29 protein-coding genes are annotated in these 24,354 nt (G+C 62.8%); 18 read left to right on the forward strand and 11 right to left on the reverse strand.

What is annotated here, in order from left to right:
* Positions 1–353: 353 nt before the first annotated feature.
* Together AC3WLN_RS18700 and AC3WLN_RS18705 are read right to left on the reverse strand one after the other, a co-directional pair.
* Positions 354–752 (reverse strand): type II toxin-antitoxin system PemK/MazF family toxin, encoded by a 399-nt coding sequence (locus AC3WLN_RS18700; RefSeq protein ID WP_492483745.1) that lies wholly within the window; start codon positions 750–752, stop codon positions 354–356.
* Complete coding sequence (locus tag AC3WLN_RS18705) at positions 706–951, reverse strand: AbrB/MazE/SpoVT family DNA-binding domain-containing protein (protein ID WP_492483747.1); 246 nt, start codon at positions 949–951, stop codon at positions 706–708. Before AC3WLN_RS18705 ends, AC3WLN_RS18700 begins: the two co-directional genes overlap by 47 nt.
* 346 nt (positions 952–1,297) lie before the next feature.
* On the opposite strand from AC3WLN_RS18705, the gene AC3WLN_RS18710 reads away from it, so the two are divergent.
* From AC3WLN_RS18710 to AC3WLN_RS18745, 8 genes are all read left to right on the forward strand, one after another.
* Complete coding sequence (locus tag AC3WLN_RS18710; protein ID WP_492483749.1) at positions 1,298–1,708, forward strand: hypothetical protein; 411 nt, start codon at positions 1,298–1,300, stop codon at positions 1,706–1,708.
* Entirely contained in the window at positions 1,705–2,436 is a 732-nt protein-coding gene (locus AC3WLN_RS18715; RefSeq protein ID WP_492483751.1) for a hypothetical protein, read from the forward strand. The genes AC3WLN_RS18710 and AC3WLN_RS18715 overlap by 4 nt, the downstream gene beginning before the upstream one ends.
* Positions 2,437–3,483: 1,047 nt before the next feature.
* Entirely contained in the window at positions 3,484–3,954 is a 471-nt protein-coding gene (locus tag AC3WLN_RS18720; RefSeq protein ID WP_492483753.1) for a hypothetical protein, read from the forward strand.
* A complete protein-coding gene (locus AC3WLN_RS18725) occupies positions 3,951–4,352 on the forward strand; it encodes a hypothetical protein (protein ID WP_492483755.1) in 402 nt (133 codons plus the stop codon). Before AC3WLN_RS18720 ends, AC3WLN_RS18725 begins: the two co-directional genes overlap by 4 nt.
* A 45-nt stretch (positions 4,353–4,397) precedes the next feature.
* A complete protein-coding gene (locus AC3WLN_RS18730) occupies positions 4,398–4,643 on the forward strand; it encodes a hypothetical protein (protein WP_492483757.1) in 246 nt (81 codons plus the stop codon).
* The gene (locus AC3WLN_RS18735) at positions 4,643–5,923 is read left to right on the forward strand and encodes a S49 family peptidase (protein WP_492483759.1); all 1,281 of its coding nucleotides are present in this window, start codon (positions 4,643–4,645) and stop codon (positions 5,921–5,923) included. The genes AC3WLN_RS18730 and AC3WLN_RS18735 overlap by 1 nt, the downstream gene beginning before the upstream one ends.
* Positions 5,924–6,001: 78 nt before the next feature.
* Complete coding sequence (locus AC3WLN_RS18740; RefSeq protein ID WP_492483761.1) at positions 6,002–6,832, forward strand: hypothetical protein; 831 nt, start codon at positions 6,002–6,004, stop codon at positions 6,830–6,832.
* 235 nt (positions 6,833–7,067) lie between these two features.
* Complete coding sequence (locus tag AC3WLN_RS18745) at positions 7,068–7,433, forward strand: hypothetical protein (protein ID WP_492483763.1); 366 nt, start codon at positions 7,068–7,070, stop codon at positions 7,431–7,433.
* Positions 7,434–7,765: 332 nt separating this feature from the next.
* Here AC3WLN_RS18745 and AC3WLN_RS18750 read toward each other — a convergent pair whose 3' ends face one another.
* A complete protein-coding gene (locus tag AC3WLN_RS18750) occupies positions 7,766–7,954 on the reverse strand; it encodes a hypothetical protein (RefSeq protein ID WP_492483765.1) in 189 nt (62 codons plus the stop codon).
* A 36-nt stretch (positions 7,955–7,990) separates the two neighbouring features.
* On the opposite strand from AC3WLN_RS18750, the gene AC3WLN_RS18755 reads away from it, so the two are divergent.
* Both AC3WLN_RS18755 and AC3WLN_RS18760 read left to right on the forward strand, forming a co-directional pair.
* Complete coding sequence (locus AC3WLN_RS18755; protein ID WP_492483766.1) at positions 7,991–10,732, forward strand: phage tail tape measure protein; 2,742 nt, start codon at positions 7,991–7,993, stop codon at positions 10,730–10,732.
* A 2-nt stretch (positions 10,733–10,734) separates the two neighbouring features.
* Complete coding sequence (locus AC3WLN_RS18760) at positions 10,735–10,995, forward strand: hypothetical protein (RefSeq protein ID WP_492483768.1); 261 nt, start codon at positions 10,735–10,737, stop codon at positions 10,993–10,995.
* 621 nt (positions 10,996–11,616) lie between these two features.
* Here the strand turns inward: AC3WLN_RS18760 and AC3WLN_RS18765 are convergent.
* From AC3WLN_RS18765 to AC3WLN_RS18780, 4 genes are all read right to left on the reverse strand, one after another.
* Positions 11,617–12,204: a hypothetical protein gene (locus tag AC3WLN_RS18765; protein ID WP_492483769.1), complete on the reverse strand. Its 588-nt coding sequence runs from the start codon at positions 12,202–12,204 to the stop codon at positions 11,617–11,619.
* 47 nt (positions 12,205–12,251) lie between these two features.
* Complete coding sequence (locus AC3WLN_RS18770) at positions 12,252–12,596, reverse strand: hypothetical protein (protein WP_492483771.1); 345 nt, start codon at positions 12,594–12,596, stop codon at positions 12,252–12,254.
* Complete coding sequence (locus AC3WLN_RS18775) at positions 12,596–13,306, reverse strand: hypothetical protein (RefSeq protein ID WP_492483773.1); 711 nt, start codon at positions 13,304–13,306, stop codon at positions 12,596–12,598. Before AC3WLN_RS18775 ends, AC3WLN_RS18770 begins: the two co-directional genes overlap by 1 nt.
* 341 nt (positions 13,307–13,647) lie before the next feature.
* On the reverse strand, positions 13,648–14,076 hold the full coding sequence (locus AC3WLN_RS18780) for a hypothetical protein (protein ID WP_492483775.1): 429 nt from the start codon (positions 14,074–14,076) through the stop codon (positions 13,648–13,650).
* Positions 14,077–14,341: 265 nt separating this feature from the next.
* Between AC3WLN_RS18780 and AC3WLN_RS18785 the strand changes: the two genes are divergently transcribed.
* Both AC3WLN_RS18785 and AC3WLN_RS18790 read left to right on the forward strand, forming a co-directional pair.
* A complete protein-coding gene (locus AC3WLN_RS18785; RefSeq protein WP_492483777.1) occupies positions 14,342–15,022 on the forward strand; it encodes a ParA family protein in 681 nt (226 codons plus the stop codon).
* Entirely contained in the window at positions 15,019–15,315 is a 297-nt protein-coding gene (locus AC3WLN_RS18790; RefSeq protein WP_492483778.1) for a hypothetical protein, read from the forward strand. The genes AC3WLN_RS18785 and AC3WLN_RS18790 overlap by 4 nt, the downstream gene beginning before the upstream one ends.
* Positions 15,316–15,609: 294 nt before the next feature.
* Here the strand turns inward: AC3WLN_RS18790 and AC3WLN_RS18795 are convergent, their stop codons facing one another.
* The 3 genes from AC3WLN_RS18795 to hsdR all read right to left on the reverse strand — a co-directional run bounded on the left by AC3WLN_RS18795 (position 15,610) and on the right by hsdR (position 20,744).
* Positions 15,610–16,794, reverse strand: coding sequence for a restriction endonuclease subunit S (locus tag AC3WLN_RS18795; protein ID WP_492483779.1), 1,185 nt, complete (start codon positions 16,792–16,794; stop codon positions 15,610–15,612).
* Positions 16,794–18,284 carry a class I SAM-dependent DNA methyltransferase gene (locus tag AC3WLN_RS18800; RefSeq protein ID WP_492483781.1) on the reverse strand — a complete coding sequence of 497 codons (1,491 nt, stop codon included), beginning with the start codon at positions 18,282–18,284 and terminating at the stop codon, positions 16,794–16,796. The genes AC3WLN_RS18795 and AC3WLN_RS18800 overlap by 1 nt, the downstream gene beginning before the upstream one ends.
* A gap of 96 nt (positions 18,285–18,380) precedes the next feature.
* Positions 18,381–20,744 (reverse strand): EcoAI/FtnUII family type I restriction enzme subunit R, encoded by a 2,364-nt coding sequence (gene hsdR, locus AC3WLN_RS18805; RefSeq protein WP_492483793.1) that lies wholly within the window; start codon positions 20,742–20,744, stop codon positions 18,381–18,383.
* Between the two features lie 262 nt (positions 20,745–21,006).
* On the opposite strand from hsdR, the gene AC3WLN_RS18810 reads away from it, so the two are divergent.
* Positions 21,007–21,561, forward strand: coding sequence for a recombinase family protein (locus AC3WLN_RS18810; RefSeq protein WP_492483783.1), 555 nt, complete (start codon positions 21,007–21,009; stop codon positions 21,559–21,561).
* Between the two features lie 9 nt (positions 21,562–21,570).
* Here AC3WLN_RS18810 and AC3WLN_RS18815 read toward each other — a convergent pair whose 3' ends face one another.
* Complete coding sequence (locus AC3WLN_RS18815; RefSeq protein ID WP_492483785.1) at positions 21,571–21,963, reverse strand: hypothetical protein; 393 nt, start codon at positions 21,961–21,963, stop codon at positions 21,571–21,573.
* Between the two features lie 277 nt (positions 21,964–22,240).
* Between AC3WLN_RS18815 and AC3WLN_RS18820 the strand changes: the two genes are divergently transcribed.
* From AC3WLN_RS18820 to AC3WLN_RS18840, 5 genes are all read left to right on the forward strand, one after another.
* Positions 22,241–22,516, forward strand: coding sequence for a hypothetical protein (locus AC3WLN_RS18820; protein WP_492483795.1), 276 nt, complete (start codon positions 22,241–22,243; stop codon positions 22,514–22,516).
* A 38-nt stretch (positions 22,517–22,554) separates the two neighbouring features.
* Positions 22,555–22,761 (forward strand): hypothetical protein, encoded by a 207-nt coding sequence (locus AC3WLN_RS18825; protein WP_492483787.1) that lies wholly within the window; start codon positions 22,555–22,557, stop codon positions 22,759–22,761.
* A gap of 239 nt (positions 22,762–23,000) precedes the next feature.
* A complete protein-coding gene (locus AC3WLN_RS18830; protein WP_492483797.1) occupies positions 23,001–23,255 on the forward strand; it encodes a YdcA family protein in 255 nt (84 codons plus the stop codon).
* A complete protein-coding gene (locus tag AC3WLN_RS18835) occupies positions 23,252–23,983 on the forward strand; it encodes a thermonuclease family protein (protein WP_492483789.1) in 732 nt (243 codons plus the stop codon). The genes AC3WLN_RS18830 and AC3WLN_RS18835 overlap by 4 nt, the downstream gene beginning before the upstream one ends.
* 92 nt (positions 23,984–24,075) lie before the next feature.
* Positions 24,076–24,231, forward strand: coding sequence for a hypothetical protein (locus AC3WLN_RS18840; protein ID WP_492483791.1), 156 nt, complete (start codon positions 24,076–24,078; stop codon positions 24,229–24,231).
* Positions 24,232–24,354: the final 123 nt, after the last annotated feature.

Raw genomic sequence — 24,354 nt, forward strand, 5'->3', positions numbered from 1 at the left:
CCCCCCCCCCCCCCCCCCCGAGACCCAGGACCAATGCGTGGAATTGGCGGTCGACGCAGGCGAGCTGCACGCCGAGATCGAGGCCTTGAGGGCTCGACTGGCCCAGGCTGAGCAGGATCGCGACGCCTGGCGCGCCGAGGCCGAACAGAGCCGCCGCACAGGTTGATCGTCGTGGGTATCGCACATCGGCACCCTGTCGGCCCAAGGCCGCCAGGGTATTTGCACTTGGCGCGACGCAGATGCCGGCCCCAGGGCCTCGCTCACGTCGCACAACCCCGCGTCAGGGCTTTGGCGAGACCGACGATCGGGCAAGGGCAGGGGTCGCCTACGAGGCACCCCTGCCTGCCTTCCTACTAAGGAATTTCGAGGAACGTACCGATCATGGTCCGAACCTCCTCGAGGACCTCGGGCGGAGCAGACTCCACGAATTCCAGGCGGCGGCTCCTAAAGTCGAGCGGCTTTCCCTGATCGGACAAAACAACCCCCGTAACCGTCATCCCGCTGGGAAGAGGAACGTCGAAAGGATAGCCATGATCCTGATTTGAGGTCGGGCAAGCGTAACACCTACCAACCTTCGCATTGTATTCGCGGGACGTAATCACGATCGCACGGCGATAATATGCCTGCTCCGTCCCTACGCTCGGGCTAAAATCTACCTTCACCATATCTCCCGCTTCGGGAATATAGCTTCCCGAAGCGGATGTACTACCAGACTTCGGACCCGACTTCTGGCCCGTCAAAGACTTGGACATGCAAATTTTCCTCTGTTACCCGCGCCAATAGCTCTGCTAGGTTATGACGACGCGGTTTGATTGTTGGTGTCAAAATAATCTTTCCGTCTTCTACTGATAAGTTCGCGCTGGCCCCCTCCTTTATGCCTGCATCACGCAATGCCGGCGCTGGAATGCGAAGAGCAACACTGTTGCCCCACTTCGAAAATTGAACGAGCATAACTCGAACCCACCTTCATGTGCGTCGCGACCCAACTGAACCATTGGGTATCTGCCCTGGCACCGCTCAAGGCGGTTGGCTCAAGACAAGCGGCGCATTCAAACACTCCCCCGACCCGGATGGTCAGGAGTTCCCGCATCTCCCTCCTGGAGCACTGCGGACGTGTCTACAAAGTAGATACGCTGCTGGAGGCGGAATGGCAAGAGCGTCGATCACTCCTGGTCCGTTCGCTCGTCGCGCTCGCGAATTTCCCGAGGGACAGTCCGCGCAAAACGCTGGATAGGCCCTTGCCCGTAAGCCACTGATGAATCAGGTTTATCCCTGGAATTAACAGGGAGCCGATCACGTGGACCTATTCGACGCCGCCGGCACGTCGTTGCCGCCGATCCCACCGAAGCCTGCCAGGAAACCCCGTAAGCCGTCAGCCGCCGAGATTGCCGCGACGGGTCGCCTGAAGGGCGCCCGCCGCTCCCTGACCCCTCAGCGCCATCGCGTCGGCCCAGGCCGCGACCTGAAGGCTACGGCGCCGGTCCTGCCCTTTCCGTTCTCGAAGAATGCGAAGGTGCTGGCAGCCATCACGGCGCGCCTGCCGGACGGCAACGCTGCCAACTTCGAGGACGTCTTCGAGTACGAGCGCCAGAAATACGCTCGACGCTTGATCGCACGTGGGCTGCCGAAGAAAACAGCGCGACAATCTGCGAATGAATTACTTCACCAAGCCTACATGATCCGAGCGGAAGAGGCTGGAATACTATGACCCATGCCCTGATGAAGGGCGCCGATGGGATATCTAAACGAGAAAGGGGCCTCCGGCTGCAACCGGAAGCCCCTGAATTTCTCACCCGATCGAGCGCTAAACCCGACTACCTGACGTGTATCGCGAGGAGCCTCCCTCGCCAAGAGGAAAACAGGAAACCTGTTCGCCTAGGCGCGGATGGGTCGACCCTGCTCCTCAACCCCGGGCAACTGCGTAAGGCCCTCAAGGCCCTGCGCCGGATGGTGTCCGGGGAATACGGACGCCATGGGTGCACCGACCCCTACGCGTCGCAGCAATTCCTCCTGGCGTATGCGGCCATCGAAAACGCGGTCGCAGCCGATGACCTCTACTACAATCGCACCCTCGACCGGTGGGCTCCACGCCGCCTGCCAGGCCTAACGAGAGATGGGCGGTCGAAAGCGATAGCCGAGCTGCGAGCCTTCTCTGGGGAGATCACGGCGCGCTTCCTCGGCGAGCTGTTGGGCCTCACGGATGAGCAGCGAGCACGCTACCAGTTTTGGCTCGCCGAGCCGGTCGACCTGAACGTCAAGGACAGAGACGCCAAGCGCCGGGCCAAGGATGCGGAACGGCGGCGCCTCGATCGCCGCAAGAAGGGTGTGCCGCCGAAAGGGGAGTTCCTGGCCTTAGCGCAGAAGCTTCGCCCCGACGCCTCGCCTTCAACCCACACCCGTCTCGCGCGGAAGCTCAAGGGTGAAGCAAATGGATGACGTTTTGCGTCCGTTTAAGGGTGCCGTTTCGGGCGCAAAAAGTGACGTTTTGCGTCCGTTTCGCTTAGTAGCGCCACACCCTCAGCACGGGCTCTCACAAATTCTACCTCTCAGGACAGCGCTCCGGATCGTTCGGTCGCAACGCCTCGTCCTGCCTCGCGGGAGTGGCCGGGGGCTTCAGTCCCCCGCGCCCGACCATCTCGTAGGAGGGGACACAGGCAGCTCGACGCGGACCCTGGCGCCACATTCTGCCGGACCTATGGAAGGGCAGACCCGCGCGGGTCTCAGGACCATAACGTTGGCATCACACCCCTGCGTGCGAGCGAGACGGGTCGACGCGCTCGCTCTCGCTGCCTGGAGGCAGACGCGAGCGCGCCGCCCCTTGCGTTGGCGGGTATGCATGCCCGCGCCATACAGTTTGACCCATCCTCTCGTCACCGTTGCAGGCGGCGAATGGGAGCTTGGTCTGTCGGGCCTGCCTTATCCGGCGTTCGCATCGCCGCCCTGGCCCTCGCGCAGGTTCTGCCCATCTCGGTGCCGTTCTACCTCTGGATCTGAGACTAACGCAGCCGCCGCATCTGTCGGCGGTGCCGAGGGGATCTCAGGCCAAGACGCCTGGCGCTTAGGGGTAGCGAGCCAGCGCAGGATGCGCCCGGCGAGATCCACCTGCAAATCCGCATGCGACGGCTCCCTTGCGAGCGCTTGGGCAACTTGGGCACGGAAGGCGTCTTCGTCATCGACGGGCATGCTGGGTCCAATGCAACCCGCGCACCTTGGTTTCACGAAGCTGTGTCCATGGCCGATCTGCCGCGGCCTATCCCGCTTGCATGCCGGTTGCGGACGCTGGCTTGGCCGTAAGCGGGCAGGGAAGGCTTGGCCGGCGCTGAGGGGCGGGCTGACGCCTTCGGGGCTCCACGGGGCGTTTAGGGACCGTGGAAAGCGGTGCACCTTCCGCCCTTGCCCGCAGGCCCGGACAAATCGTGCGCCATCGCCCCTCTCAAACCGCGCTTCGCTTCGCGCCAACCTCAAAAAAATGGACACACTCAGATGACCGATGACTTTGACGCCCTGGCTGCCCTCAGCCTCCCAGCCGGCGAGATGGCAGCCATGATCGGAATGACCCCGCGCCGCCTTCAGCAGCTCGCACAGGCCGGCCATATCCCTCAGTCCAACGGCGGGCATTACGACCTCGTGGGCACCGTCCAGGGCTACCTTCGATACCTTCAGGACACGGATCGGCGTTCAACGAACGTGGCGGCCGCCAATCGGCTCAGTGACGTCCGTGTGCAGGAGATCGAAGCAAACATCGCTCGTCGCAACGATCGCCTGAAGGCCGATGCCCTGTCCGCTTGCATGAACCTACTGGACGCTGCAGCCGGCGGCCTGAAGGCCGACCTCCTCAGCATTCCCGCCCGCGTGACCAAGGATCTGCCCCTACGCCGCCGTATCGAGAATGAGATCACCGATGCGCTCAACGCGGGATCGAAGCGAGCGGGCGCTAAGGGGGCGGGTCGATGACCAGTAAGGCACCGATCCGCACCCGGCAGGTCGTGGTCGAAGAACTCGCAACGGCGTCGGCCGACCTTGCGGAGATCGCTCTACGCGTCGGCCGGTTGACCGGCGAGCTGGATGGCATCGACAGCGAGAACCGCAAGGCGGCTATGCTGCGATCTAAACCCGACCCGCTGTATCTCCCCCTCAAGGAGGCTGCCGGCATTGCTGGTGTGACCCCCGAGACGATGAAAAACATCTGCCGCGAGCGCGGCTTCGGATGGCGACGCATCGGAGCAGAAGGCCGCCCTGGTCATTGGATTGTGGGACGGGACGATCTTCTGGAATGGCTGAAGGCACGCGCCAAAACGGTCCGTAGAGCGGGGCACCAGAGAAATTCCCAGGTTTGCGCCGCCTCGCGCTAGATTTTCGGAAGTGCCAGGTATGCCCAATTCATTCATGTATTGGGCATGGAACACACCGCAGCTCTTCCAGTCCTTGAAGCTCTCGCAGCAGCTTACGGCGATCTGTACCTCAGGGCCCGATCCTCGGCCGTTGAAGCCCTAAACCGTAGCGGTCATCTCAAAACGCCCGCCGATCGGAACCGCTTCATCGAGGACTACGTCAAAAACTACATCGATGGCACACTCGCCGAGCGGGCGCGGCTTAAGGCGCTGTTCGAGCGGAGCGCCAGCCTGCCGGTGGGACACGCCTGATGTCCGGCCGCACCCTTGCGCACCTGGCGGACCAGGTTCTCAACCGTCCGCTGCTCATCGCGCCGGAGAAGCTCGCGATCATCGTAGCCGCCCTCGATGGTCGCCTTGGCCTCGATGTCTCCGACGTACCAACCTCGGTCCCGGACGCGAGCCGCTTCATCGGCTCCCGCATCGATCGGAAAAGCGGAGTACCGCTGAGCTATAGCCGCACAGACGAGGGTGTCGCGATCATCTCCCTCATCGGCAGCTTCGTGAACCGAGGCAGCTATGTCGGGGCCAGCTCCGGCATCATCTCCTACGAGGGTGTCGCTCATCAGCTTCGGCAGGCGGGCGCCGATCCGAAGGTAAAGGCCGTTCTCCTCGACATGGAGAGCCCTGGCGGCCAAGCCCTCGGTGCTTTCGAGACAGCCCGCGCCGTTCGCGATCTGACTGCTTCGAAGCCTGTCACCGCCGTGGTGAACGGCATGGCGTGCAGCGCCGCCTATGCCATCGCGTCGGCCGCTACCCGGATCGTCACCACGGAAAGTGGGATCTCCGGAAGCATCGGTGTCGTCCTGCTGCACGTCGACCGCGAGGCCGCGATGGTGAAGGCCGGCCTCAAGCCGACCTTCATCCATGCCGGTGCCCACAAGGTCGACGGCAACCCCTACGCCGCACTCAGCGATGACGTGAAGGCGAGCTTCCAGGCCGAGATCGACAGGCTGATGTCGATGTTCGTCAGTTGCGTCGCGGACGGCCGCAAGGGGCTCTCCGAGAAGGCCATACGCGCCACCGAGGCCCGCACCTTCATGGGCGCCGAGGCTGTCACTGTCGGCCTCGCCGATGCAGTCGGCAGCTTCGAGAGCGCCCTTGCCGATCTCAGTGGCGGACGAACCCGGCCCGCCCGGCGCATCCCTCTTCAGACCCCCACTTCCTCAACGCAAAGCAGGACCACTATGGACGAGGACGAAAAGGCGATCCGCGCGGACGAGCGCGCCCGGGTCAAGGCGATCACCGGCGCCCCGGAAGCCCAGGGCCGTGAACGTCAGGCTCTAGCGCTGGCGGTGTCCACCAGCCTGAGCCTGGACGAGGCCGTCGAGATCATGGCTGCCTCGCCCGAAGCTTCACCGAATGCTTCCGCTGCCGCCTCGTTTGGTGCGCGCATGTCGGCTCGCACGCCCCTGGATCTGGAGCCTGAGGCAGTCGCCAAGGGCGGTCGGCAAGAGGCGGTGTCCTGGGACGAGATCACCGCTGAAATGAACGCGAAGGCTGGCGTCTCGGCTCCGGGAAGGGGGGTCTGAGCGTTGAAGATCCTCTCGCTTCGAAATCTCCTAACCCGGGCTCGCGACACTACGCCTGTTCCTCTTGCGGCTGCCGTGATGAGCCGTGAGGGGGCGGAGGCCGAGCTGGGTGCAGCCAAAACCGCGGCCGCTGAGGCAGAGCGGACGTACCGTGCCGCTCTGCTGAACTCCGACGCGGACGCGTTGCGCGCTCATGCCCAGGTCCAGGCTGATGCCGATCGGCGGCTGGATGTTGCGAACGCCCTCATCGAGGCTTTCGACACACAGATCGCCGAGGCAAAGGCCGCAGAACAGGAGGCGCGCAACGCCAAGACGCGTGCGAAGGTCGAAGGTATCGTCGTGAAGGCGAATGAGGACTGGGCCGCATACCGCGACGCAGTTCAAAACGATGTGCCCGCAATCCGCTCGATGTTTCAGGCGCTGGCAGGCCTTGAACGAGCCGCCGAGCTTTCCCGTCAGATCGCGATAAAGGCTGTGCGGGATGCTGGCGACATCGAGTTTTCGCCGCTCTGCCAGGACTTCCTCAACATCTCTGGCCGACCCGCGAAGCGCCTCCACGCTGAGGTGGTTGAACTATGGACGGATGGCTATGGCGACCCGATGGGGCACCAGGAGAAGGTGTCCGTCCGGTCTGACGGCTCAGGTTATCTGCGTGTCGGAACGTCGAGTACCAGCACGACCCTACGGCATCGCCGCCAGTTTGAGCGGATCGAGGAGCTGCCGGAAACCTCGGCCTGGCGAGGTAGTCCTCCCTTGGGTGGTGTTTGGGCAGAATTACTCGCCTCAATGCGCAATCTCGTGTGGCCTGGCGATCCTTCGACCGAGGACATGCGGCGGTCGATCACGAGGTTCGTACCTCTCGGTCCCGCAGTCGACGTGACGCGAAAACCAGAGCTTCGCCGCGCATAGCGGCTCTAGTTGCGGGGCATCCTTGTGCCGGTGCCGCGGTCCACTGAATAGCGACAGCCTGCCTCCGCGCCCCGAACGACGCAAGGCGGACAAGGCAGGCAAGACCGCACCTTTTCCGATCCGACGCATGCTCTGGAACGGCCAGTGCGTCGGTGGAGCGCCGCCGAGAGGCAGGCAGCCGCGCCGCCGTCCTGTCCTCGCATGGCGGCGGCGTTTTCACATCCAGGAGGTCAGCATGTCTACGGTCGGGGTCAGAGTTCTTGGGCGAGCGTCGGTCGACGCATCATTCGATGTCGTGGTGTGGGAGGGCGGTGCCTTCGTCCATGAGGCGCCGGTCGATGTCGTGCCCGTCATCCCAGCGCCGCATGCTCGCCTGGAACTGGTGGCTGCAATCGGCGAATGCCGTGGCGCCGATGGTACGCCCTTCAACCCGCCTGCGGCGAACATGGTGGGCGAGCCGGACGAGACACGAGGGGGCTTTGATGGGGCACGGGTCCGCATCAACGATGCCCACTACGGGGTGCACGGCGGCATGACCATGCAGTTCCCCTACGCCGCTGGCGCACTGATCCGCCTCGCTCCGATTGGCGTCACGCCATGACTACTCTGACGAGTACCCTCAGCCTACGGGTTGACGATGCCGGCTTCGCCGCGAAGCTAAAGGCAGATGCCGAGGCTGCCCGCCGGCTTGGTACGGACGCACAGGGTCTTTCGAAGCTCCGCGCCAACGCCGGCACCGCCGGGCTCGTCCGGCAATTCGAGAAGCTCTCAGCGACCGCGGGTCGGGTCGAGGGCTACCAGAACGCAACGCGTGCCCTTCAGGCCCTCGGCGCCGGCCATCGCGCTGCGCGACAGGAAGTCGAGCGTACCACCGTCGCCCTGGCCCAGGCGCAGCGGAAGAAGGCCTTCTTCGATCGGTCGAAGGCCTCGGGCTCAGCGAATTACCCGGCCTTCCAGGCTTCCGGCATGGTCGCCGAGGCGGACGCTGCCCTGCGGCGCGCCGCCCGGGCCCACACCGCCGCGACCCGCACGTTCGGCCGGACCCAGGAGGCGCTCCAGGCGCAGAAGACGACCGTCCGGGCCCTTGGGCAGGAGCTTGAGCGCACCGGCACGCCGCTTCACCAGATCGCCCAGGTCCAGGCGGGTCTCCGGACCCAGATGGAGCGCACCACAACGGCGATCCGCCAGCAAGCCGCGGCTCATGACGAGGTCCGGGTTGCCGCTGCGTCGAGCGCGGTCGAGACCCGCCGCCGGGCGACAGCGCAGCTCCGCGCGACCGTTCACGGCGCGGAGGGCACTCGGGCAGAGCGCCGGGCGGCGGCCCGGGAGGCAGTTGCTCAGGCCCGCCGTACGAACAGCGCAGCAATCCGCCAGGCCGTCGACCAGGGGCGCCGGGGCCGGGCCGATAGCGAACAGGCCGTCGCCGCCGAGGCCTCGCGCCGCCGGACGGCTGGCCGGGATATGGCGTCCGGCATGGGCGCGGCGGGCCGCCGGCAGTCCGCCGACATCGAGGGCGGCCGGCGCCTGACCGAGGGGATGAGCGAGCCGGCCCGGCGCGCCCGCGCCGAGGCCGAGGTCGCCGAGATCGCGGCGTCTGAGGCGAAGAAGCAGGCCAAGGCCGATCAGGCCCAGGCCCGCAAGGCGCTCCTCGGCATCGGTGGCCTCGCGCTCGGGCACAAGGTCCACGAGGGCACGAAGGAGACCCTGGAGACCTATCGCGAGTACGACAGCGAGCGCCGGTTCGGCGGCGTTGTGATGGGCCTCTCCGACGAGGAGCAGCGCCCCCTCGTGGATCAGGCGATCCACCTTGGCGCCACGTCGAAGTACAACGACGTCAAGGTGCTCGAAGCGCAGCGCGAGCTGGCCGCTCGTGGCCTGACGAAGGATCAGGTGCTCGGGATGATCCCGGCCGCCAAGGATCTCGGTCAGGCGACGTCGCTCGGCATCCCGGAGGCGGTCAAGCAGCTCGAAGGCGGCATCTTCGGCTTCAAGAAGGACATCTCGTCCGTCGAGGCTGCATCGAAGTCCGCCCGGCAGACCGCGGACATACAGGTCACGGCGGCCAAGGCGTCGGGCATGACGCCCGACGACATCAGGCAGGCCTACACCTACGGCGCGACCCCGGCCCGTCTGGCCGGCGTCAGCGAACAGAAGATGCTCGCCTTTGCGGCGATCGGTAAGAAGTCCAACATGGACGGCGCCCAGATGGGCACCGCCTGGCGTGCGCTCATCTCGAACGCGACCGCGCCGACCCGGAAGGCAAAGGAGACCCTTCGCGCCAACGGGCTCAACTACTCGGACTACCAGAAGGCGCCCGACCAGCTCGACCTCAACGCTTTCACCGGCAACGTGGCGTCGAGCTACGGCGTCAGGCTGAACGATCAGGCCAAGGAGAAGCTCGGCAAGATCTTCACCGACAAGGATCTCATTAAAGACGCATCCAAGTTCACGCCCGCCGTGATGGACGCCCTTGGCGAGAGCCTGGGGAAGAAGGACGCCAAGTCGAAGCAGTCGATCGCCGGCATGGCGAACCGCTTCCGTGATGCCTCGATGCGGGGGGTCGACGTCGACAGCCTCATCGGAGCCATGCTGCGGAAGATCCCGGGCAACATCGCGTTCTCCAACGCGCTGTTCGGCTCGAAGCAAGGCGCCCGCATCGCCTCGGCCTACGGCGATCCGGAGGCCTACAACCACATCCTCGACGCGCTGGAAAAGCACGCCGAGGGGCGTGCCTCGAAGGTCTCCGAGGCGCGGATGGCCGGCTACGACGGTGCCCGCAGCCGCCTGGAGGGCTCGAAGAAGAACCTCGAAACCTCGGTCGGCCGCTCGCTTGACAACAACGGCGAGGGCGACGGCGGCTTCCTGACGAGCCTGACCAACGCCGCCGCGATGGCGACGCAGGCTCTCGCGGAGCTGCCGAACTCGGTCCTGGCGGTCGGGGCGAGCGCAGCATGGCTCACGGGGAAAGCTGCGGAGACCGCTGGAACAGCATTGCTCGTAGGTGCCTCGACAGGCGTGGCAACGGGCATAGCCACCGGTAAGGGCGCAGCCATCGCGGCCGGCGCCGCCGCGGCCGGCACGGCCGGTGTCGGCCTTGGCACCCTCGCGATCGGTGGCATCGCAGCCAACATCGCCGCCAAGCAGATGCCGAAGGTTCTTCAGGAGCGCGGGGCCGCCGCCTTCGATGCCTCGACGGGCTTCACGCCCGACGCGAACCCGATGGAGGGCATGGCCCCGGAGAAGCCTTTCGCACGGGAATGGCTGAAGCGGACCCTGCCCTCTGTCTTCGGGCAGCGGGACGGCTCGCTTCCGCCGGGCACCGCAGGGATGCCCCAGGCGCCGATCCCTCGACTGCCGGGGCTCGACGGGCGTCCGAAGGCTGCCGTCGCCCGCCCGGGCGATGCGGCCATGCTGGGCGGCCGGACGGCCGGGAACGTGGCTCCGTCCCCGATCACGGCACCGGTCGGGGCGGCGGCTGCCCCCGCAGCGGTGCCGGCTCCTGTGATTTCGACCACGGAAGGGGAAGGCGCTCTCTCACGGCTGCACACTCGGGCGGACGAAGCCCGGGCAAAGCTCGCCGAGGTCGGTTCCCAGACCGTCGCCCCCCAGGTCGACACATCGAGCATTGAGGGGGTCGGGCCGAAGGCGGATAGCGCGAAGGCCAGCCTCGAAAGCCTCAACTCCACTCTGGTATCGCCCCAGGTCTCAACGGGCGGCCTGGATGTCCTGATCGCCAAGGGCAAGGAAGCGCTCGCGGTCCTCCAGGCGGTGCAGAGCGCGGCCGGCAGCGCCAACACGGCCATCTCCCGGGTTAATGCGAACGGACACATTCAGGGCCGGAGCTGGAGCCGTCTCGGGTCGCCTTCCTTCTCGGATGGCGTCACGAGCAACGGGAACTAGTGATGTCGACCGAACGGATCGAGACCCTGGAACGCTTGGCCATGCAGCTCGCAGACACCGCCGTAGCCCAGGCCGCGACGACTGCAACGCAAGGCGTCGTTGTCCGCGTCCTGGTGGAGGTCCTGGCGCGGGATGCTGGCGCCTCGGCCGCTGACGTTCGGGACTTCGCGGCGGATATGGCCGTGGGCATGGGAGGGGAGATCGCCATCGCCGTGCACGCCCTTCTCGCGGAGCCGCCGGCCGGCACGGGGGTGCTCCAGTGACACCGCCTCGCCCCGTCTTCCTCTACAAGCCTGATGGGCGGATCGATTATCCCGCAATGCGCAACGCCGCGACGAAGGGCACGCTTTCGTCCCGCCAGATCCGCGCGGCAGCCGAGCGCGCCGCGAGGAAGGCTGCGAAGGCGGACGAGGGGACGAAGCTCCCGCCTGCGCTTCTTGGCGCAACGCCTACCAAGACCATCGCATAGGTCGAGCACGTGGCCGGTCTAGATGGACTGGCCTCTCCTCGTCTTGCGCTCCTAAATGCGCGTCAGAACTTCGCCGGTCTGTATAATTGAAAAAATATTTCCATCATCGTCTTCTTGATCAACGTCTTGGCCTGTATCAAGGATATAGTCCCTTGATCCAGGCATAGTAATAGAACGACCAGACAGAGGTCTTGATTGTACCTCTGTGGTACGTTCAACAATCGTATAAACTCGTCCACTGGTGCCGCGCGCTTCGAACCGATCGGTTTCTCGCATAGTCGCTTCCTCTGCTTCCCCCCGGGGTCCAGTTTCATACGCAATGCCTAATTAGACAAGCTGACCAGAGCCTAGGCTTCCCGCCACCAAGATTTATTGGTGCGCCGCTCTAGCGGAGCCTAATCCAGTCCGATAGCCTTCACGGCATCCAGAACTCCTTCGCGATCCGAAGTTGACTCCGGGAGTATCCCACAATGCGGTTCATACTACCGGCTATGCGGGTAGGCAGTGCGCTAAATAATTCTAGGTTTCCGTCAGCCTTATGATCGAGACGCATATATGGGAGTATGATGTCTGGAAGATCATTAAAGAAAGTAGATATTTCTAGAGAGCGATCACGCCTACCCGTAATATCTTCCTGTTTATATGGCGGCCCACTATTCATTGAGTCGCTATGCATCATCAATTCGCCGAGAGCTATTTGTATTCTATCAAATTTCTCAACCACGTCATTACCAAACATAAATCTGGCATTGCTTACAGCCGTAGCAAAAGCACCTATATCATCGAAAGTTGATTTACCAGATCTCATAATTGGGAATAAAGCATCGCGAGCTTGGTCGTAGATCGCAAATCTGCGGTCGTAGAGGTCAAGTTGAACCTTGCGAGCAGCGGTTCGCCATTGCTGGTAACCGATCCAGGCCGCGAACAAGCCTAGCGACGGCACTGACAGCGCTTGAAGCCATGCGATCCAATCCGGCAGCTGCGCTTGCTGACCGCCCATCATTCCCACCCTCTCAGAAATTAACTGTATCGACGGTACCGCCCTAACTCTCAGACCGCTGCCCGCTCCGCGAGGAGGTCGCGCACGATGGCCCAGGCGAGCGCGTCGGCATCGTTCGTGGTCTCAGCGATTCGATCGGCTGGAGTGAGATCGCCTGTGCGGTTCATGTGCTCGACGGCCTGGAGTTTCACGCGCCACCCGGCAGGCGTTCTTGCCCAGGCTGCCGCGATTGCTGGGAAGAGGACACGGCTCCAGGCAGCGAGTCGGTCTTCTTCAACAGCCTCATATTCCGGGGTTGACGCACCACTTGCCGAGTACTCCCAGACGGCTTGGTCGTAGGCGTCGAGCTGCGCGCCGAGGGCGATTAGGTCTGCATCGTCATCCTGCCTCGCCATCACTTGGCCTCCCGGATCGGACCCGCGCCGGGCTGCTGATAGGGCCTTCCGGTCAATCGCCTTCTCCTCTTCTCGAAAGCCCCTTCAGACGTTCGGAAAGCTCTCTCAGGCCTCCTGTTTGAAACCTGAGTAGACGTGCGCTCCGCGGAAATATCAGCACCCCCCTGCCCTCCTGCGTCGCGCGCTAGACGGTTCCAGGCCTGCCATTCCCGGGAGACGATCCGTACGACTGAGGACAGGTTGCGCCATGCCGAGGATCGACGTTCCTCGCTGGTGATGAAGTCGAGGTCACGGGCTCGGCGCAGGGTTGCCCGCACGGTCGAGACGGCCACGCCCGCCAGGGCCGCTATCGCCCCGTGAAAGAGCCGGCAGTCGCCGCGCTTGGCGGTTTCGGCCGAGACGACGGCCAACACCGCCTGTTCGGCCAGGGTGAATCGGCAGGCGACCCCAGGTGGCATCCGCCCGGAAGCGGCCCAACGGCGCCGCCTCTCCATCGAGGCATCAGATCGCGGTCGGGACCCTACATGAACTCGCGGGGTCGGTGTGGTGGTCTGTTTGCTCTGTCGGGTGGCGATCAGGCCGCCGAGGTCTTCAGCCTCGGCTTCGGTCAACCTGCCTGCGCTGAACGCCTGCCACATCTCCTGCGCCATCCCTGGCAGCCGGTCCTTCGGCGCAGCCATGATGGCTGCCCGCAAATGCTCTGCGTGCATGTCTCATCCTCACAGGTCGGCAGACCCGCAGGGTGGGGATGGATCACAGGGCAAAAGGCAGCCGCTCGCGTGAACAGAAATCCTGTTCATCGCCTTGACTTCCGGAGGGGGCTGGGGGAGGATCGCATCGCCAAATGACGAACCTCTTGAGCCCCTGGCTCTTGACCTGGAACCCGCCCTAACCGGCGGGTTTCTGCGTTTTCGGGCTACATCGTCTTGTCGACTCTCTGCACGCGCCATTGGGGCGCGAAGCTGGCACCATCGCTGCCAGTGCGAGGCCAGTCAACGGGGTAGGGTTAACGGCCCCTCGCGCACTACTCAGCGCGGCATACCGACCACCTTCAGCCGTAGCTGCCGAGGAACAGGTCTCCGAGGGCTCGGCGCCGATGCAGGGTCGCGTGCCGTCTCCGGCGATGCTCGGGCGCGTCGTGCAGGATGTGGCAGCGCTGGCACCAGGCGGCCAGGTTGCCCGGGCCGTTCACGCTCGTGTCGTGGTTCCGATGCGCGGTCGCGAGGTAGACCCGGGTCCGGCGCACGGCGGCGGTGATCTCGGTCGCCGCAGGCTGCGTCCGGAGCGGCTGGCCCTTGCCATCGCGCCACCGGCCGGCCTCGGCGTCCCACCAGCGCCCGTCGCCCAGGTGCAGCACGATCCGGCCGTGGGGCCGGCCGCACTGCTCGCACGAGCCCTTCGCTCTCACGAACCGGATCTGGCGTGAGAGCTGCGGCCAGTCGATCGGATAGAAAAACCGGAACTCGGGCTTGATCGGCATGGCGCTCTAGAACGGAAATCCGTCACTCCGATCAGAGCTTAGCGGGGCCGAGAGCCGGCGCCTATGGTCGAATTGCCCGCCGATGCTACCGATAGCTATCATTGCGTAGCAGACCCTATCGAGGGCGAACGTAGGCTCCGCTCCAGCATCCGCGCATCCGGTGCAGCATCCAAGCACCGCATAGGGTCGAGGAGGGGATTAACCCTTCGGTAACCGCCCGCTTACTACCCTGTCGGACCCTACGCTTCGGCAGGAGATCAGAGGCATGCCGGTCATATCGGTGGCGAACCCCAAGGGCGGGGCAGGCAAGTCGACCACAGCACTTGTCCTCGGCACGACGCTGGCCGCGCATGGCGCGACCGTCACCATGCTCGACTGCGACCCCAACCGACCAATCGCCTCCTGGGCCCGCGGCGGCAGTGCGACGGCCATGAAGGTGCTTGGCGACGTCGGTGAAAGCGGCATCGTCTCGGCGATCGACGCCGAGCGTGCCGCGCGCCAGTTCGTGCTGGTCGACCTCGAAGGCACGGCGAGCCGTATGGTTTCGCGCGCCATCATGCGCTCCGACCTGGTGCTGATCCCGATGCAAGCCAGCGCCGTCGACGCGGCTCAAGCAGCTCGCGCCGTCAGCCTGGTGCAGGAGGAGGAGCAGGTGGTTGGCCGGTCGATCCCGTTCCGCGTGCTGTTCACGCGGACTTCGCCAGCGATCCCAACCCGCAACGAGAAGATGATCATCGATGAGCTGAGAGGGGCGGGTATCCCGGTCCTGACAACCCATCTCAACGAGCGAGCTGCCTACAAGAGCATGTTCACGTACAGCCGCTCGCTCGCTGAGCTCGACCCTTCCCTCGTGAACGGGCTCCCCGCAGCGCAGGACAACGCTGAGCGCCTGTCGGAAGAGATCATTGAGCTGGTCAGCAGCCTGAACGTGAAGGTAGCCGCGTGAACACCAAGCCCTCCTTCGGCTTCGGCAAGCTGGCCGAGATCCAGCCCAGCGCCTCAGAGCCCGCGCCGTCTGTCGCCCGGGAGATTGACCGGGTAGCGGAGAAGCTCGGCTTCCCGAGCCGTGAAGTGCCGACCCGCCGGAAGCGTCGGATCGCCGTCGATGAGCCGACCGACCAGCTCAACCTCCGGGCCGCCATCACCGATATCAACCAGTTCGTGGAGTGGTGCGAAGCCGAGCGCATGTCCTACCGCGAAGGCTTCGGCCGGCTCGTAGCCAAAATCGAGAAGGCCTAAGCGGTGATCACAGCCGCCTTCATCGGTATGCTGACAGCGGCCCTAACCGCCGCCGCTGGAGCGGTCAGCGATCCGGAGGAGCAATGAGCAAGAAGCGCTTAGGACGCCCTGATTTCGATCCCCTGACCGAAGCGCAGCTCCTCGCGGGCCGTACAACGGCCCGGCGGGTCCTGCTTCAGCCCGCGGCCAGCCAGGATCTCGGCGAGCTGCTGAACGCGATCGACCATGTAGCCGAGGCGGCGACAGGGGAGCGGAGCTTCTTGCACCTAAAACCGCGTGTAGCCTACGGGCCGCTTATTCAGCGGCAACCAAATTTTTCACTGCGGAAATAGTCTCAACCTGTTCGTCAAAAACACGATGGAGAATAGAGGGAATTAGAGAAGCAAGGTCAGCTTCGGCTGCCTTTGCCCGTACACGGGCGGTATCTACGTGCCCTTGGATGGTATCAAACCAGCGTTGAGCATCGAGGGATGGAAGTGGAACCTCGATTTTAGCAAGAGCATGAAGGCCAAGCGTTCGGTTGCGACCGGCGCCTCCTGGTGAAGCTTCACCGAGCTTCTGTAAACCTTCAGGCGTGAGAAGAGCATAGCGCAGGAATGAAGCTATAGCATAGCTCGGGTCAGTCACACAGGTTAAGAAGCGGTGAGAACCGAAGCGACCGTGATCCATTGAGGTTGCAATAGCGACTGCAGCTTCCCATGCGAACACGATGTTGAAAACGAGATCATCTTGCTCGACGCGGAACAGACGCTTCGATCCAAGCTCAATCCCAGGAATGGCCGGCTTGTGAAAAGTACCTTTACCGTGCGAGCGAATACCTAGCTCTGGATAGCTCACGTCCGGATCGATCGCGACCTCACGCCGGACTAGAGGCGCCACGTCACCCATGCGGGCATAAGGCACGCCGCGCGTAATACGTTCAAAAGCTGAGGCTGCAGTAGCATTGAGTTCTAAGTCAATCGTCAATGCCGCGTGTCGGTACGAATCTATTCGATTAGCTACAGCATCGAGGTAGCCTACGACACGACGTTGTTCAGTAAGAGGTGGGAGGGGAAGTTCGTAGCCAAGGACGTGGGATGGTCGAATGGCCGCGTAGTTCGTCGATCCTTGAGCACTCACCTGTCTCGCAAAACGCGGAGTTTTGATGAACCAAGCGAGATAGCGACGATCGAGCCGAGCCTCGTTTACCTCGAAAAGGAAATAGTGGCTGCTGACGATTGCATCCTTGAGCTGGGGTGGCACAAGGCCGTATCCACCCTGTTTGGCGTCGATTTCAGCCACCAAAAGGTCGCCAACCCGGCAGACCTGCTGCTCCTTTGTCTTGATATCGCTCCCAGCAACTACGTCTCGGGATACGATACCGCGGGCAGCAAGCTGGACACGGCAGCGCTTATAAACCTGAGCGTCATCAATGGTGATGAATTGCTTCCGGTGGCGCAGGACCTCACCTAGCGTCACAACTGGCCAGCTTGTCCTCATCACGCGTCAACCGTTTCGTGACCCTCAGCCACTAACTTATGTAGTTCCTCAAGGATGGTCAGCGCCTCACGCTGTTTGGCCAAAGCGCTCAATACGATTTCCCCCGGCTCACGATGATCAGCCTCATTGCGGACGCGTGGGTTCTTAAGATCAAGATTGGCTGAAATCACACGGCCGGCTTCGTCCCGGCTCAAGATGTCTTCGGCCGCCACGCACCAGGCGTTCGGCCCCTCCTGCGGATCGTCCCACCATGACCGAAGGTCAGCAAACTCATCACTTTGGAGTGGCATGGTTTTGGTGTACTTGCGCCGCCCCTCGGGCAAGGGCTGCTGCCAGTACCAAATCGTTTCAGTCGGCCCTGAACTGTTGAAAAATAGGATATTGGTTGAGATGTCTGTGTAGGGGGCGAACACGCCTTCAGGTAGACGTACGATTGTATGTAAATTGAAGTTGCTTAGAAGGTCGCCTTTAATGCGAGCAGCAATACCATCACCGAACAGCAGACCGTTGGGCACGATGATGCCGGCGCGACCGCGACCGCCTCGTTTTAGGCGGCGCATGATCACTTGTAGAAACAGGAGAGCAGTCTCAGCGGTACGGCGATCGTCGGGGAAGTTAGTAAGGATGCCCGCCTCTTCCTCGCCACCAAAAGGGGGGTTGGTAAGAATGACGTTGACGCGGTCGCCCTCGCCGATTTCGGCGAGACGAAAGCGTAGCGCGTTGCCGTAGTCGACAACGGGGGCCTCCAGCCCGTGTAGGAGTAGGTTCATCTGGGCGAGTAGGTATGGCAAGCTTTTAGCCTCCCCGCCGCGCAAGCTACCGCGTTGGACCTGCTCACGCTTCTTGACCGTGTTGGCCTGCGCGGAAAGATGGTCAAAGGCTTCTGCTAGAAAGCCGCCTGTGCCACAGGCAGGATCAAGCACGGTTTCGCCGAGGCGGGGATTGAGTAGCTCGACTACGAGACGAACGACGGGACGAGGCGTGTAAAACTCGCCAGAGTCCCCAGCCGCATCGCGCATCTCGCGAAGCAAACCCTCATAGAGGCGCGAGAGGGTATGGATCTCGTCAGAGGCATCGAAGTGGATGGCATGGACGAGATTGACTACGTCACGTAGGAGATATCCGGACTCCATACGGTTTTGAAGACCGCGGAACACAGTGGAGACAACGTCGCGCCGGTCACGCATACCACTCCGGCCTCGCAGCCCACGCAGATAGGCGAACAAGCCAGGGCCTCTGGTACCATCGAGGCGAGTGGCTTCCTCAGCGGTGACAAAGCTGAGCAGATCCGGCCCAGTGATGCCATCCGGCGCCGCAGCCCAATCACGCCAGCGATAAGGCGGCTCGATTGCAGGTTGGAAAGCACGCCCTTCCATCACAGCCTCGTCCGCCTCGATCCGCTCCATGTCGTCTAGGAACTTCAGGAACATCACCCAAGTGAGCATGGGCAGACGATCAAGATCACCGTTAAGACCCTTGTCTTTACGCATGATCGTCCGGGCAGACTTCACGATAGCGTCAAGACGCTGGGCCGTCGTCTTCGGCGTAGCGCTTGGCTTCCTGCCCCGCGACATGCGATTTTCTCCTCAGGCCGCGTAGAGGCGGCGGGTCATCTCGTCCAAGGCTTCTCGCAAGGCAAGCGGTCCGCCAAAGCGGCCTGCGATCTCGCTTGGATTGCCGAAGGCATTCAAGGGCTCAACCTTGAGCACATCGGGTATGACGAGCTGCATCGCCCCATGCGTGGCATATTTATCAAGGAGAGCGTCGAGGACGGCGCGAGCATCCGGTCCGTGGCGATCGAACAGGTCACCTGCCTCGCTACGCATCTGTTCGGCCCGATCGCGCCGGGTGCGCTGAGGTGCGTTCCAGGCGAGATGGCAGAGAAGATCGAAGGGGTCGTCGTCTGGGCGGCCAGCATCCTCTGCCAGCATGTCTAGATCGATACCGCGTTCAGCGAGTGCATCAGCTATGGCTTGGCGCTTGTCTGCCAGTATCCATTCGGCCTTTAGAGCATCTGGGGTGGGATAAAGCACCCGTACCTTTTCACCGGTCCAGTCCGTGAGCTTGCGACAGCTAAGGCGCTTACCATCAGGGTCGAGGTCGAAAACGAGGTGCTGGATTATCTCGACCTCACCGCCGTCTACGTAAAACTTACGAGGTGGACCTGTTTCAGTGTCAGACGGCAGCGAGCTACCAGTCTTTATTTCAGCACTTGGAGTCGCCTCCGCCTCAACCATGTCAGTTTCGACGGTCTCACCCTCGGCGTTGATCTCGGTGCGCGTGGTTGCGATTGGATCACCATCGAACTCTGGGTCGGCAAACATCTGCGTGGCTGTGCCGGTGTAATCAATGATGTTGAAGAACAGCTTGCCGTAGTCCTCTCGCATGCGCGTCCCACGGCCAATAATCTGCTTAAACTCGTGCATAGAGCCAACAACACGAGCAAGCACCACGTTGCGGCATGTAGGAATATCTACGCCAGTAGTAAGCATCTGTGAGGTAGTAAGAATTACCGGCGTGTCCCCGTCGACATTCTGGAAGGTCGAAAGATGGCTACGACCGATCTGACCTTCATCAGAGGTGACGCGGCAGACGTAGTCGGGATGAAGGCGCACAAGGTCCTCATTGAGGCGTACAAGCGCGCTTCGCATCTCGCTAGCGTGATCCTGGTCGACACAGAATACGATTGTTTTGGCGAAAAGGTCTGTGCCTTCCAGAAAACTGGTCAGATGACGAGCAATCGCCTCGGTACGCGCCTTGAGCGCCACCTTCCGCTCGAAGTCACTAGTGCCATAAAGCGTGTCTGGAATTTCGCGGCCAAAGCGATCGACTTCTTCACGGCTAGGGCGCCAACCAGAGGCATCGTAGTCGGTCACAACGCGGTGGACCCGGTAAGGGGCAAGAAAACCGTCCTCTATGCCTTGAGCCAGGCTGTAGGTGTAGAGGGGCTGGCCGAAGTAGTTGTAGGTGTCGCGCTCTGCCTCGCTAATTGGCGTGGCGGTAAGACCGATTTGGTAGGCAGGCTCGAAGAATGTGAGGATCTCCCGCCAGTTGGAGTCATCGCGAGCACTGCCGCGGTGGCACTCGTCAACAATGACCAGATCAAAAAAATCGTGGCCGAACTCACGATAAAGGCCCGGTCGGTTCTCGTCTTCGGCAATGGCTTGATAAGTCGAGAAGTATATGTCCCGACTCTTGCTGATTGCGCCGCCCTCAATCTTGAAACGGCCATCGCCGAAGGGCGAAAAATCCTTATCCTTTGGGTCGTCAACAAGAACCTTACGGTCGGCAAGGAACAAGATTTTAGGCTTCTTATGTTGACCGCGGCGGTTCCACCCGGAAGACCATAAGCGCCAAGCAATTTGGAACGTGATGGCCGTCTTGCCCGCCCCGGTGCAAAGGACGAGGAGAGATCGTTGCTGACCTGTATGGATCGCGGCGAGAGCACGATTAACCGCAATTTCCTGATAGTAACGCAGCGGCTTGATGGGGTCTTCGAGTCCAGGAGTGAGTAACTGTTCGGCTGCGACGTCGTCGGTAAGTCCGAGACCGGTGCGCTCCCGTGACCAAAGTTCAGCGGGGGTAGGGAAGTCCGAACGCTCACGCTCTGTACCGGCAGCAAGATCGATCTCGATAATTGCATGACCGTTGGTGGCGTATGCGAAGCGAAGTCCCAGCGTGGTGGCGTAGTCCCTAGCCTGCTGAATACCATCGGCCGCCTGCTTATAGGCTGCTTTGGCCTCAACAACTGCAATCGGATAATCTGGCCTGTAACGTAGGATGTAGTCGGCTCGCTTAGCCTTGCCACGTCTAGGCTCACCACGCACGAAACGAACGCGACCTTTGGTAAAGTGACGTTGCTCGTTGATAGAGCAAGGTGCAGCATCCCAGCCTGCTGCCTGTAAGCGCGGGACGACGAATTTACGGCAGGTGTCGGCTTCTGTATCGATGCTCACGTGTACCTGTTGGCAGAGACTCAGTGGATTCGTCAAACCCATGGTTGAGGGTGCTGAGTACAGGCGGCAGCCAGCCCGGTGGAGCCTTCAGCAACAGTCTCTTAGACTCGTCATCCAGCTCAATCCGCTGATCGTTCCACTAGACCTTGCCCTTGTGGAACGTTCCAGCCCGGTCTCCTCCCGGTTCCATTAACTTAGGATTTGATTTTTGGAACGCGCGCCGCCACTAGGTCCTAGGACCTAGTGGGACGCAAGCATGCTCGTCGGATACGCCCGCACGTCGACGCTGGAACAGGAAGCCGGCCTGGATGCCCAAATTCGGGCACTGACGGCCCTTGGCTGTGAGAGGCTGTTCCGGGAGCAGGTCTCGTCTGTCGGCCAGCGTGCGGCCTTACAAGAGGCCGTCGCGTTCTGCCGCGACGGCGACACCCTGGTGGTGACGAAACTCGACCGCCTCGCTCGCTCGGTCACCCATCTCGGCAGCATCCTCGCGGAGCTCGATGCCAAGGGCATCGCGCTCCGTATCGAGAACCTGGGCGTTGATACCTCGACCCCAACCGGCAAACTGATGCTGAACGTCCTCGGCGGTGTCGCGCAGTTCGAGCGGGAGATGATGCTGGAACGACAGCGCGAGGGGATCGCCAGGGCAAAAGCAGAAGGGGCCTACAAGGGCCGGAAGCCCACAGCTCGCGCCAAGACCGCAGAGATCAAGGCGCTGGCTGCTGAGGGGCTATCCATGGCCGCCATCGCAGCGAGGCTCGGCATCGGCAAAGGCTCAGTGCATCGAGCGCTGAGCGCAAAGGCAGAGTGAGGGGGCCGTTTACGGCGTGACGGCAGATCGAGCCCCGCTTCCATTTAAGGTCGCGCCTCGCTCACGGATGAGTGCCTGCTCTCGACGGTTCAGATCCTCTGGCAGGGCGTTCTCAAGGATCGTGAGGACGACTGCACGTCCATCGCTCGCGGCCTTCGCCAGCTCGTGATGTACCTGCCGGAACCCATCTGGCGATGCCTTGCGATAGGGGCGCCCATCGAGGATGCGTTGGACGTTGGCACGGTACTCGCGCATCGGGCGGCTTTGGCGGGTGTACTTCCCGACGTAGCGCCGGATCGAGCCATCTGGGTAGGTGATGGCCCACTCGTAGATGCCAGGCTTGTCGAGGGTTACACCCTCTGCGATCTCGACGGTCGGTTTGAGCCGGTACTCTCTCGCCATCTGCCTGCCTCGTTTCATCGATCCTGAGGATCACGATGCAGCAAAAAGGCGCCTCGTTTCCGAGACGCTTGACTATCCCTACCGTCCGCGAAGGAAGAAGAACCAAATCAAGATGAGGACGGGGATCGGCACGCCCAAAAGCCACAGTAAGCTACCCGTCAGCATATTTTTCTCCTTGGTACTCTCCCTGCAACCTCATGGCGGGAAGATCCGTTCCTAAGAAGACATCCCGCATGTGGCGATCTTCAATCCGACGACATTCAGCCGAAAGCCCATAATGAGCCGTCCTCGTCGCGTTGGCCTGCCCTGGTACGATGCAGAGCACTACGAGGTACTACGCCAAAGCCTATCGGACGGTGACAAGCTGCCGGCTCGCTACGAGGCGTGGCGGGTCTCCACCGAACAGGTCGAACGCGAAGTCCAGCGCAGCGGTGTCGAGGTCGTGCGTGTGCCGATCGAGCCGGACACGTTCACGGCCTGGTGCGAGCGTGCAGGCTTGGCGGCTGACGGTGCCGCACGGGTCCGGTTCGCTACTGAGGCTCTGGCGGCCTGAAGCCGCCGGGGCAGGACTATACACAGCAGGAGGCGCCTATGCGCGAGCTGTACGCGAGTTCGAACGGGGACCGGTGGGACCTCGTGGTTGATGCCTCCTCAGGCCACACCTTCGTACGCCATACCGCCAACCAACCATCCGGTGGCAACGTGGTCGACATGGCTCTGCCGATCTTCCTCAGCCTCGACAGCGGCGGTCCCGAGCACCAGGCGCTCTGGAGTTTGATCCGAACGCTTGTTGCCTGAAACGAGTGAGCCCGTCCGGCGCGACACCGAACGGGCTCAAGAGGTCTTCACCCTACGTCTCACTTGGCCCTGGGCCAAAGACCGCAGCTCCGAAGAGCCCTGACACGCTCCGCGGCAGCGCGCCATACGATCAAGTGCGATGAACGTCTTTACACCAGAGCGCGAGATCTGATCAAGATCTCAGATCGCCGTAAAAATGATGCCTGAACGAAGGAAAGACGCTCGTGCTTCGTATCGTGATGTTCACTCTCGCTGGAGCATGCACCCTAGTTGCTTTCCAGCACCCGTCGCCTGCGGAAGCTCGAAATACACCGTGTTCTGGATCGAAGGGCGGCGTGAAGGCCTGCCAGGGTGAGAAGTTCCTCTGCAACGACGGTTCGATCAGCGCCTCCAAGCAGTCCTGCGCCAGATCGGGCGCTGGCGGAACGTCCGATACAGACGGCGCGGGATCGTCAGGTGCGGGCGGCGGTAAGGGGAAAGGGCGCCGTCGTTGATTCGGATCTCGCTCGCCACCCTCCTGTTGCTGGTGACACCTACCCTCGCCGCCGAGCCGATCGCCGGCCGAGCCAGCGTCACGGATGGCGACACCCTCGTGATCCGGGACACCAAGATCCGGCTGCACGGGATCGATGCGCCAGAGAGCGCGCAGCTCTGCCGGACCGCTGCCGGCGCGGAGTACCGCTGCGGCCAGACTGCCGCTTTGGCGCTCTCCGATAGGATCGGAGACGCCACGGTGAGCTGCGAGCCTCGTGACATGGATCGCTACGGCCGCACCGTCGCGGTGTGTCGCAGAGGCGCCGAGGATCTGAACGCCTGGATGGTCGCCCAGGGCCATGCGATTGCCTACCGCCGGTACTCCAACGACTACCTCCCGGCCGAGGATGAGGCGAAGGTCGCTAGGCGCGGGATCTGGGCCGGCTCGTTCACAGCACCGGGCGAGTGGCGCAAGGGCGAGCGAGCGATGCAGATGGGCTTTGGTGCCGATGGTCTCCCAGGTGACCCGATCCCGGGCCCTGCTTGGCCTGACAAGTGGAAAGAGGCGCCCGCTACGGCCGGGGGCTGCGCCATCAAGGGCAACATCTCGGCCGGTGGCGAGCGGATCTACCACCTGCCCGGCTCACGCGATTACGAGCGGACCCGCATCAGCGAGAAGGCCGGCGAGCGCATGTTCTGTTCCGAGGCTGAGGCGAAAGCGGCCGGGTGGCGAGCTCCACGAGGTTAAGAGCGGTACCCACGGCAGGTCTGTGACCGCCAAGTGACATCCGATGTTTTACCTTTGTTCTACATCCTGCAGACCTCGTGTCAGGAGGGCGGATGGGTCAGATTGAGGGGCACACCTGCACCCGGTCTCACCCCATGCTGCTCGCCTCCCGCTCCCTCCTCGTGCAGCACCGCGAGGTCGCCGCTGTGTTGGCAACGTACGGGATATTCCTGAGCGGCATCCTGGCGCTGGCCTGGGTGATCGCCTAGACCCGCCGCCCAGCATTGGCGGGGCAAAAGGACGGAATGATCGACCAGCGCAGCGCCGACTTCCTCGCCGTGGTCATCGAGAACCGCGAGCTGCGCCAGCCGCTAGCCGAGGCCCCGGACCAA

The sequence above is a fragment of the Methylobacterium sp. FW306-05-D genome (assembly GCF_058782155.1).

Bases quoted from the DNA above. Each gene is read 5' to 3' on its own strand.
- AC3WLN_RS18700 (WP_492483745.1), bottom strand. From the start codon at position 752: ATGTCCAAGTCTTTGACGGGCCAGAAGTCGGGTCCGAAGTCTGGTAGT.
- AC3WLN_RS18705 (WP_492483747.1), bottom strand. From the start codon at position 951: ATGCTCGTTCAATTTTCGAAGTGGGGCAACAGTGTTGCTCTTCGCATT.
- AC3WLN_RS18715 (WP_492483751.1), top strand. From the start codon at position 1,705: ATGACCCATGCCCTGATGAAGGGCGCCGATGGGATATCTAAACGAGAA.
- AC3WLN_RS18720 (WP_492483753.1), top strand. From the start codon at position 3,484: ATGACCGATGACTTTGACGCCCTGGCTGCCCTCAGCCTCCCAGCCGGC.
- AC3WLN_RS18725 (WP_492483755.1), top strand. From the start codon at position 3,951: ATGACCAGTAAGGCACCGATCCGCACCCGGCAGGTCGTGGTCGAAGAA.
- AC3WLN_RS18730 (WP_492483757.1), top strand. From the start codon at position 4,398: ATGGAACACACCGCAGCTCTTCCAGTCCTTGAAGCTCTCGCAGCAGCT.
- AC3WLN_RS18735 (WP_492483759.1), top strand. From the start codon at position 4,643: ATGTCCGGCCGCACCCTTGCGCACCTGGCGGACCAGGTTCTCAACCGT.
- AC3WLN_RS18740 (WP_492483761.1), top strand. From the start codon at position 6,002: ATGAGCCGTGAGGGGGCGGAGGCCGAGCTGGGTGCAGCCAAAACCGCG.
- AC3WLN_RS18745 (WP_492483763.1), top strand. From the start codon at position 7,068: ATGTCTACGGTCGGGGTCAGAGTTCTTGGGCGAGCGTCGGTCGACGCA.
- AC3WLN_RS18755 (WP_492483766.1), top strand. From the start codon at position 7,991: ATGGAGCGCACCACAACGGCGATCCGCCAGCAAGCCGCGGCTCATGAC.
- AC3WLN_RS18760 (WP_492483768.1), top strand. From the start codon at position 10,735: ATGTCGACCGAACGGATCGAGACCCTGGAACGCTTGGCCATGCAGCTC.
- AC3WLN_RS18765 (WP_492483769.1), bottom strand. From the start codon at position 12,204: ATGATGGGCGGTCAGCAAGCGCAGCTGCCGGATTGGATCGCATGGCTT.
- AC3WLN_RS18770 (WP_492483771.1), bottom strand. From the start codon at position 12,596: ATGGCGAGGCAGGATGACGATGCAGACCTAATCGCCCTCGGCGCGCAG.
- AC3WLN_RS18775 (WP_492483773.1), bottom strand. From the start codon at position 13,306: ATGCACGCAGAGCATTTGCGGGCAGCCATCATGGCTGCGCCGAAGGAC.
- AC3WLN_RS18780 (WP_492483775.1), bottom strand. From the start codon at position 14,076: ATGCCGATCAAGCCCGAGTTCCGGTTTTTCTATCCGATCGACTGGCCG.
- AC3WLN_RS18785 (WP_492483777.1), top strand. From the start codon at position 14,342: ATGCCGGTCATATCGGTGGCGAACCCCAAGGGCGGGGCAGGCAAGTCG.
- AC3WLN_RS18795 (WP_492483779.1), bottom strand. From the start codon at position 16,794: ATGAGGACAAGCTGGCCAGTTGTGACGCTAGGTGAGGTCCTGCGCCAC.
- AC3WLN_RS18800 (WP_492483781.1), bottom strand. From the start codon at position 18,284: ATGCGTAAAGACAAGGGTCTTAACGGTGATCTTGATCGTCTGCCCATG.
- AC3WLN_RS18810 (WP_492483783.1), top strand. From the start codon at position 21,007: ATGCTCGTCGGATACGCCCGCACGTCGACGCTGGAACAGGAAGCCGGC.
- AC3WLN_RS18815 (WP_492483785.1), bottom strand. From the start codon at position 21,963: ATGGCGAGAGAGTACCGGCTCAAACCGACCGTCGAGATCGCAGAGGGT.
- AC3WLN_RS18820 (WP_492483795.1), top strand. From the start codon at position 22,241: ATGAGCCGTCCTCGTCGCGTTGGCCTGCCCTGGTACGATGCAGAGCAC.
- AC3WLN_RS18825 (WP_492483787.1), top strand. From the start codon at position 22,555: ATGCGCGAGCTGTACGCGAGTTCGAACGGGGACCGGTGGGACCTCGTG.
- AC3WLN_RS18830 (WP_492483797.1), top strand. From the start codon at position 23,001: ATGTTCACTCTCGCTGGAGCATGCACCCTAGTTGCTTTCCAGCACCCG.
- AC3WLN_RS18840 (WP_492483791.1), top strand. From the start codon at position 24,076: ATGGGTCAGATTGAGGGGCACACCTGCACCCGGTCTCACCCCATGCTG.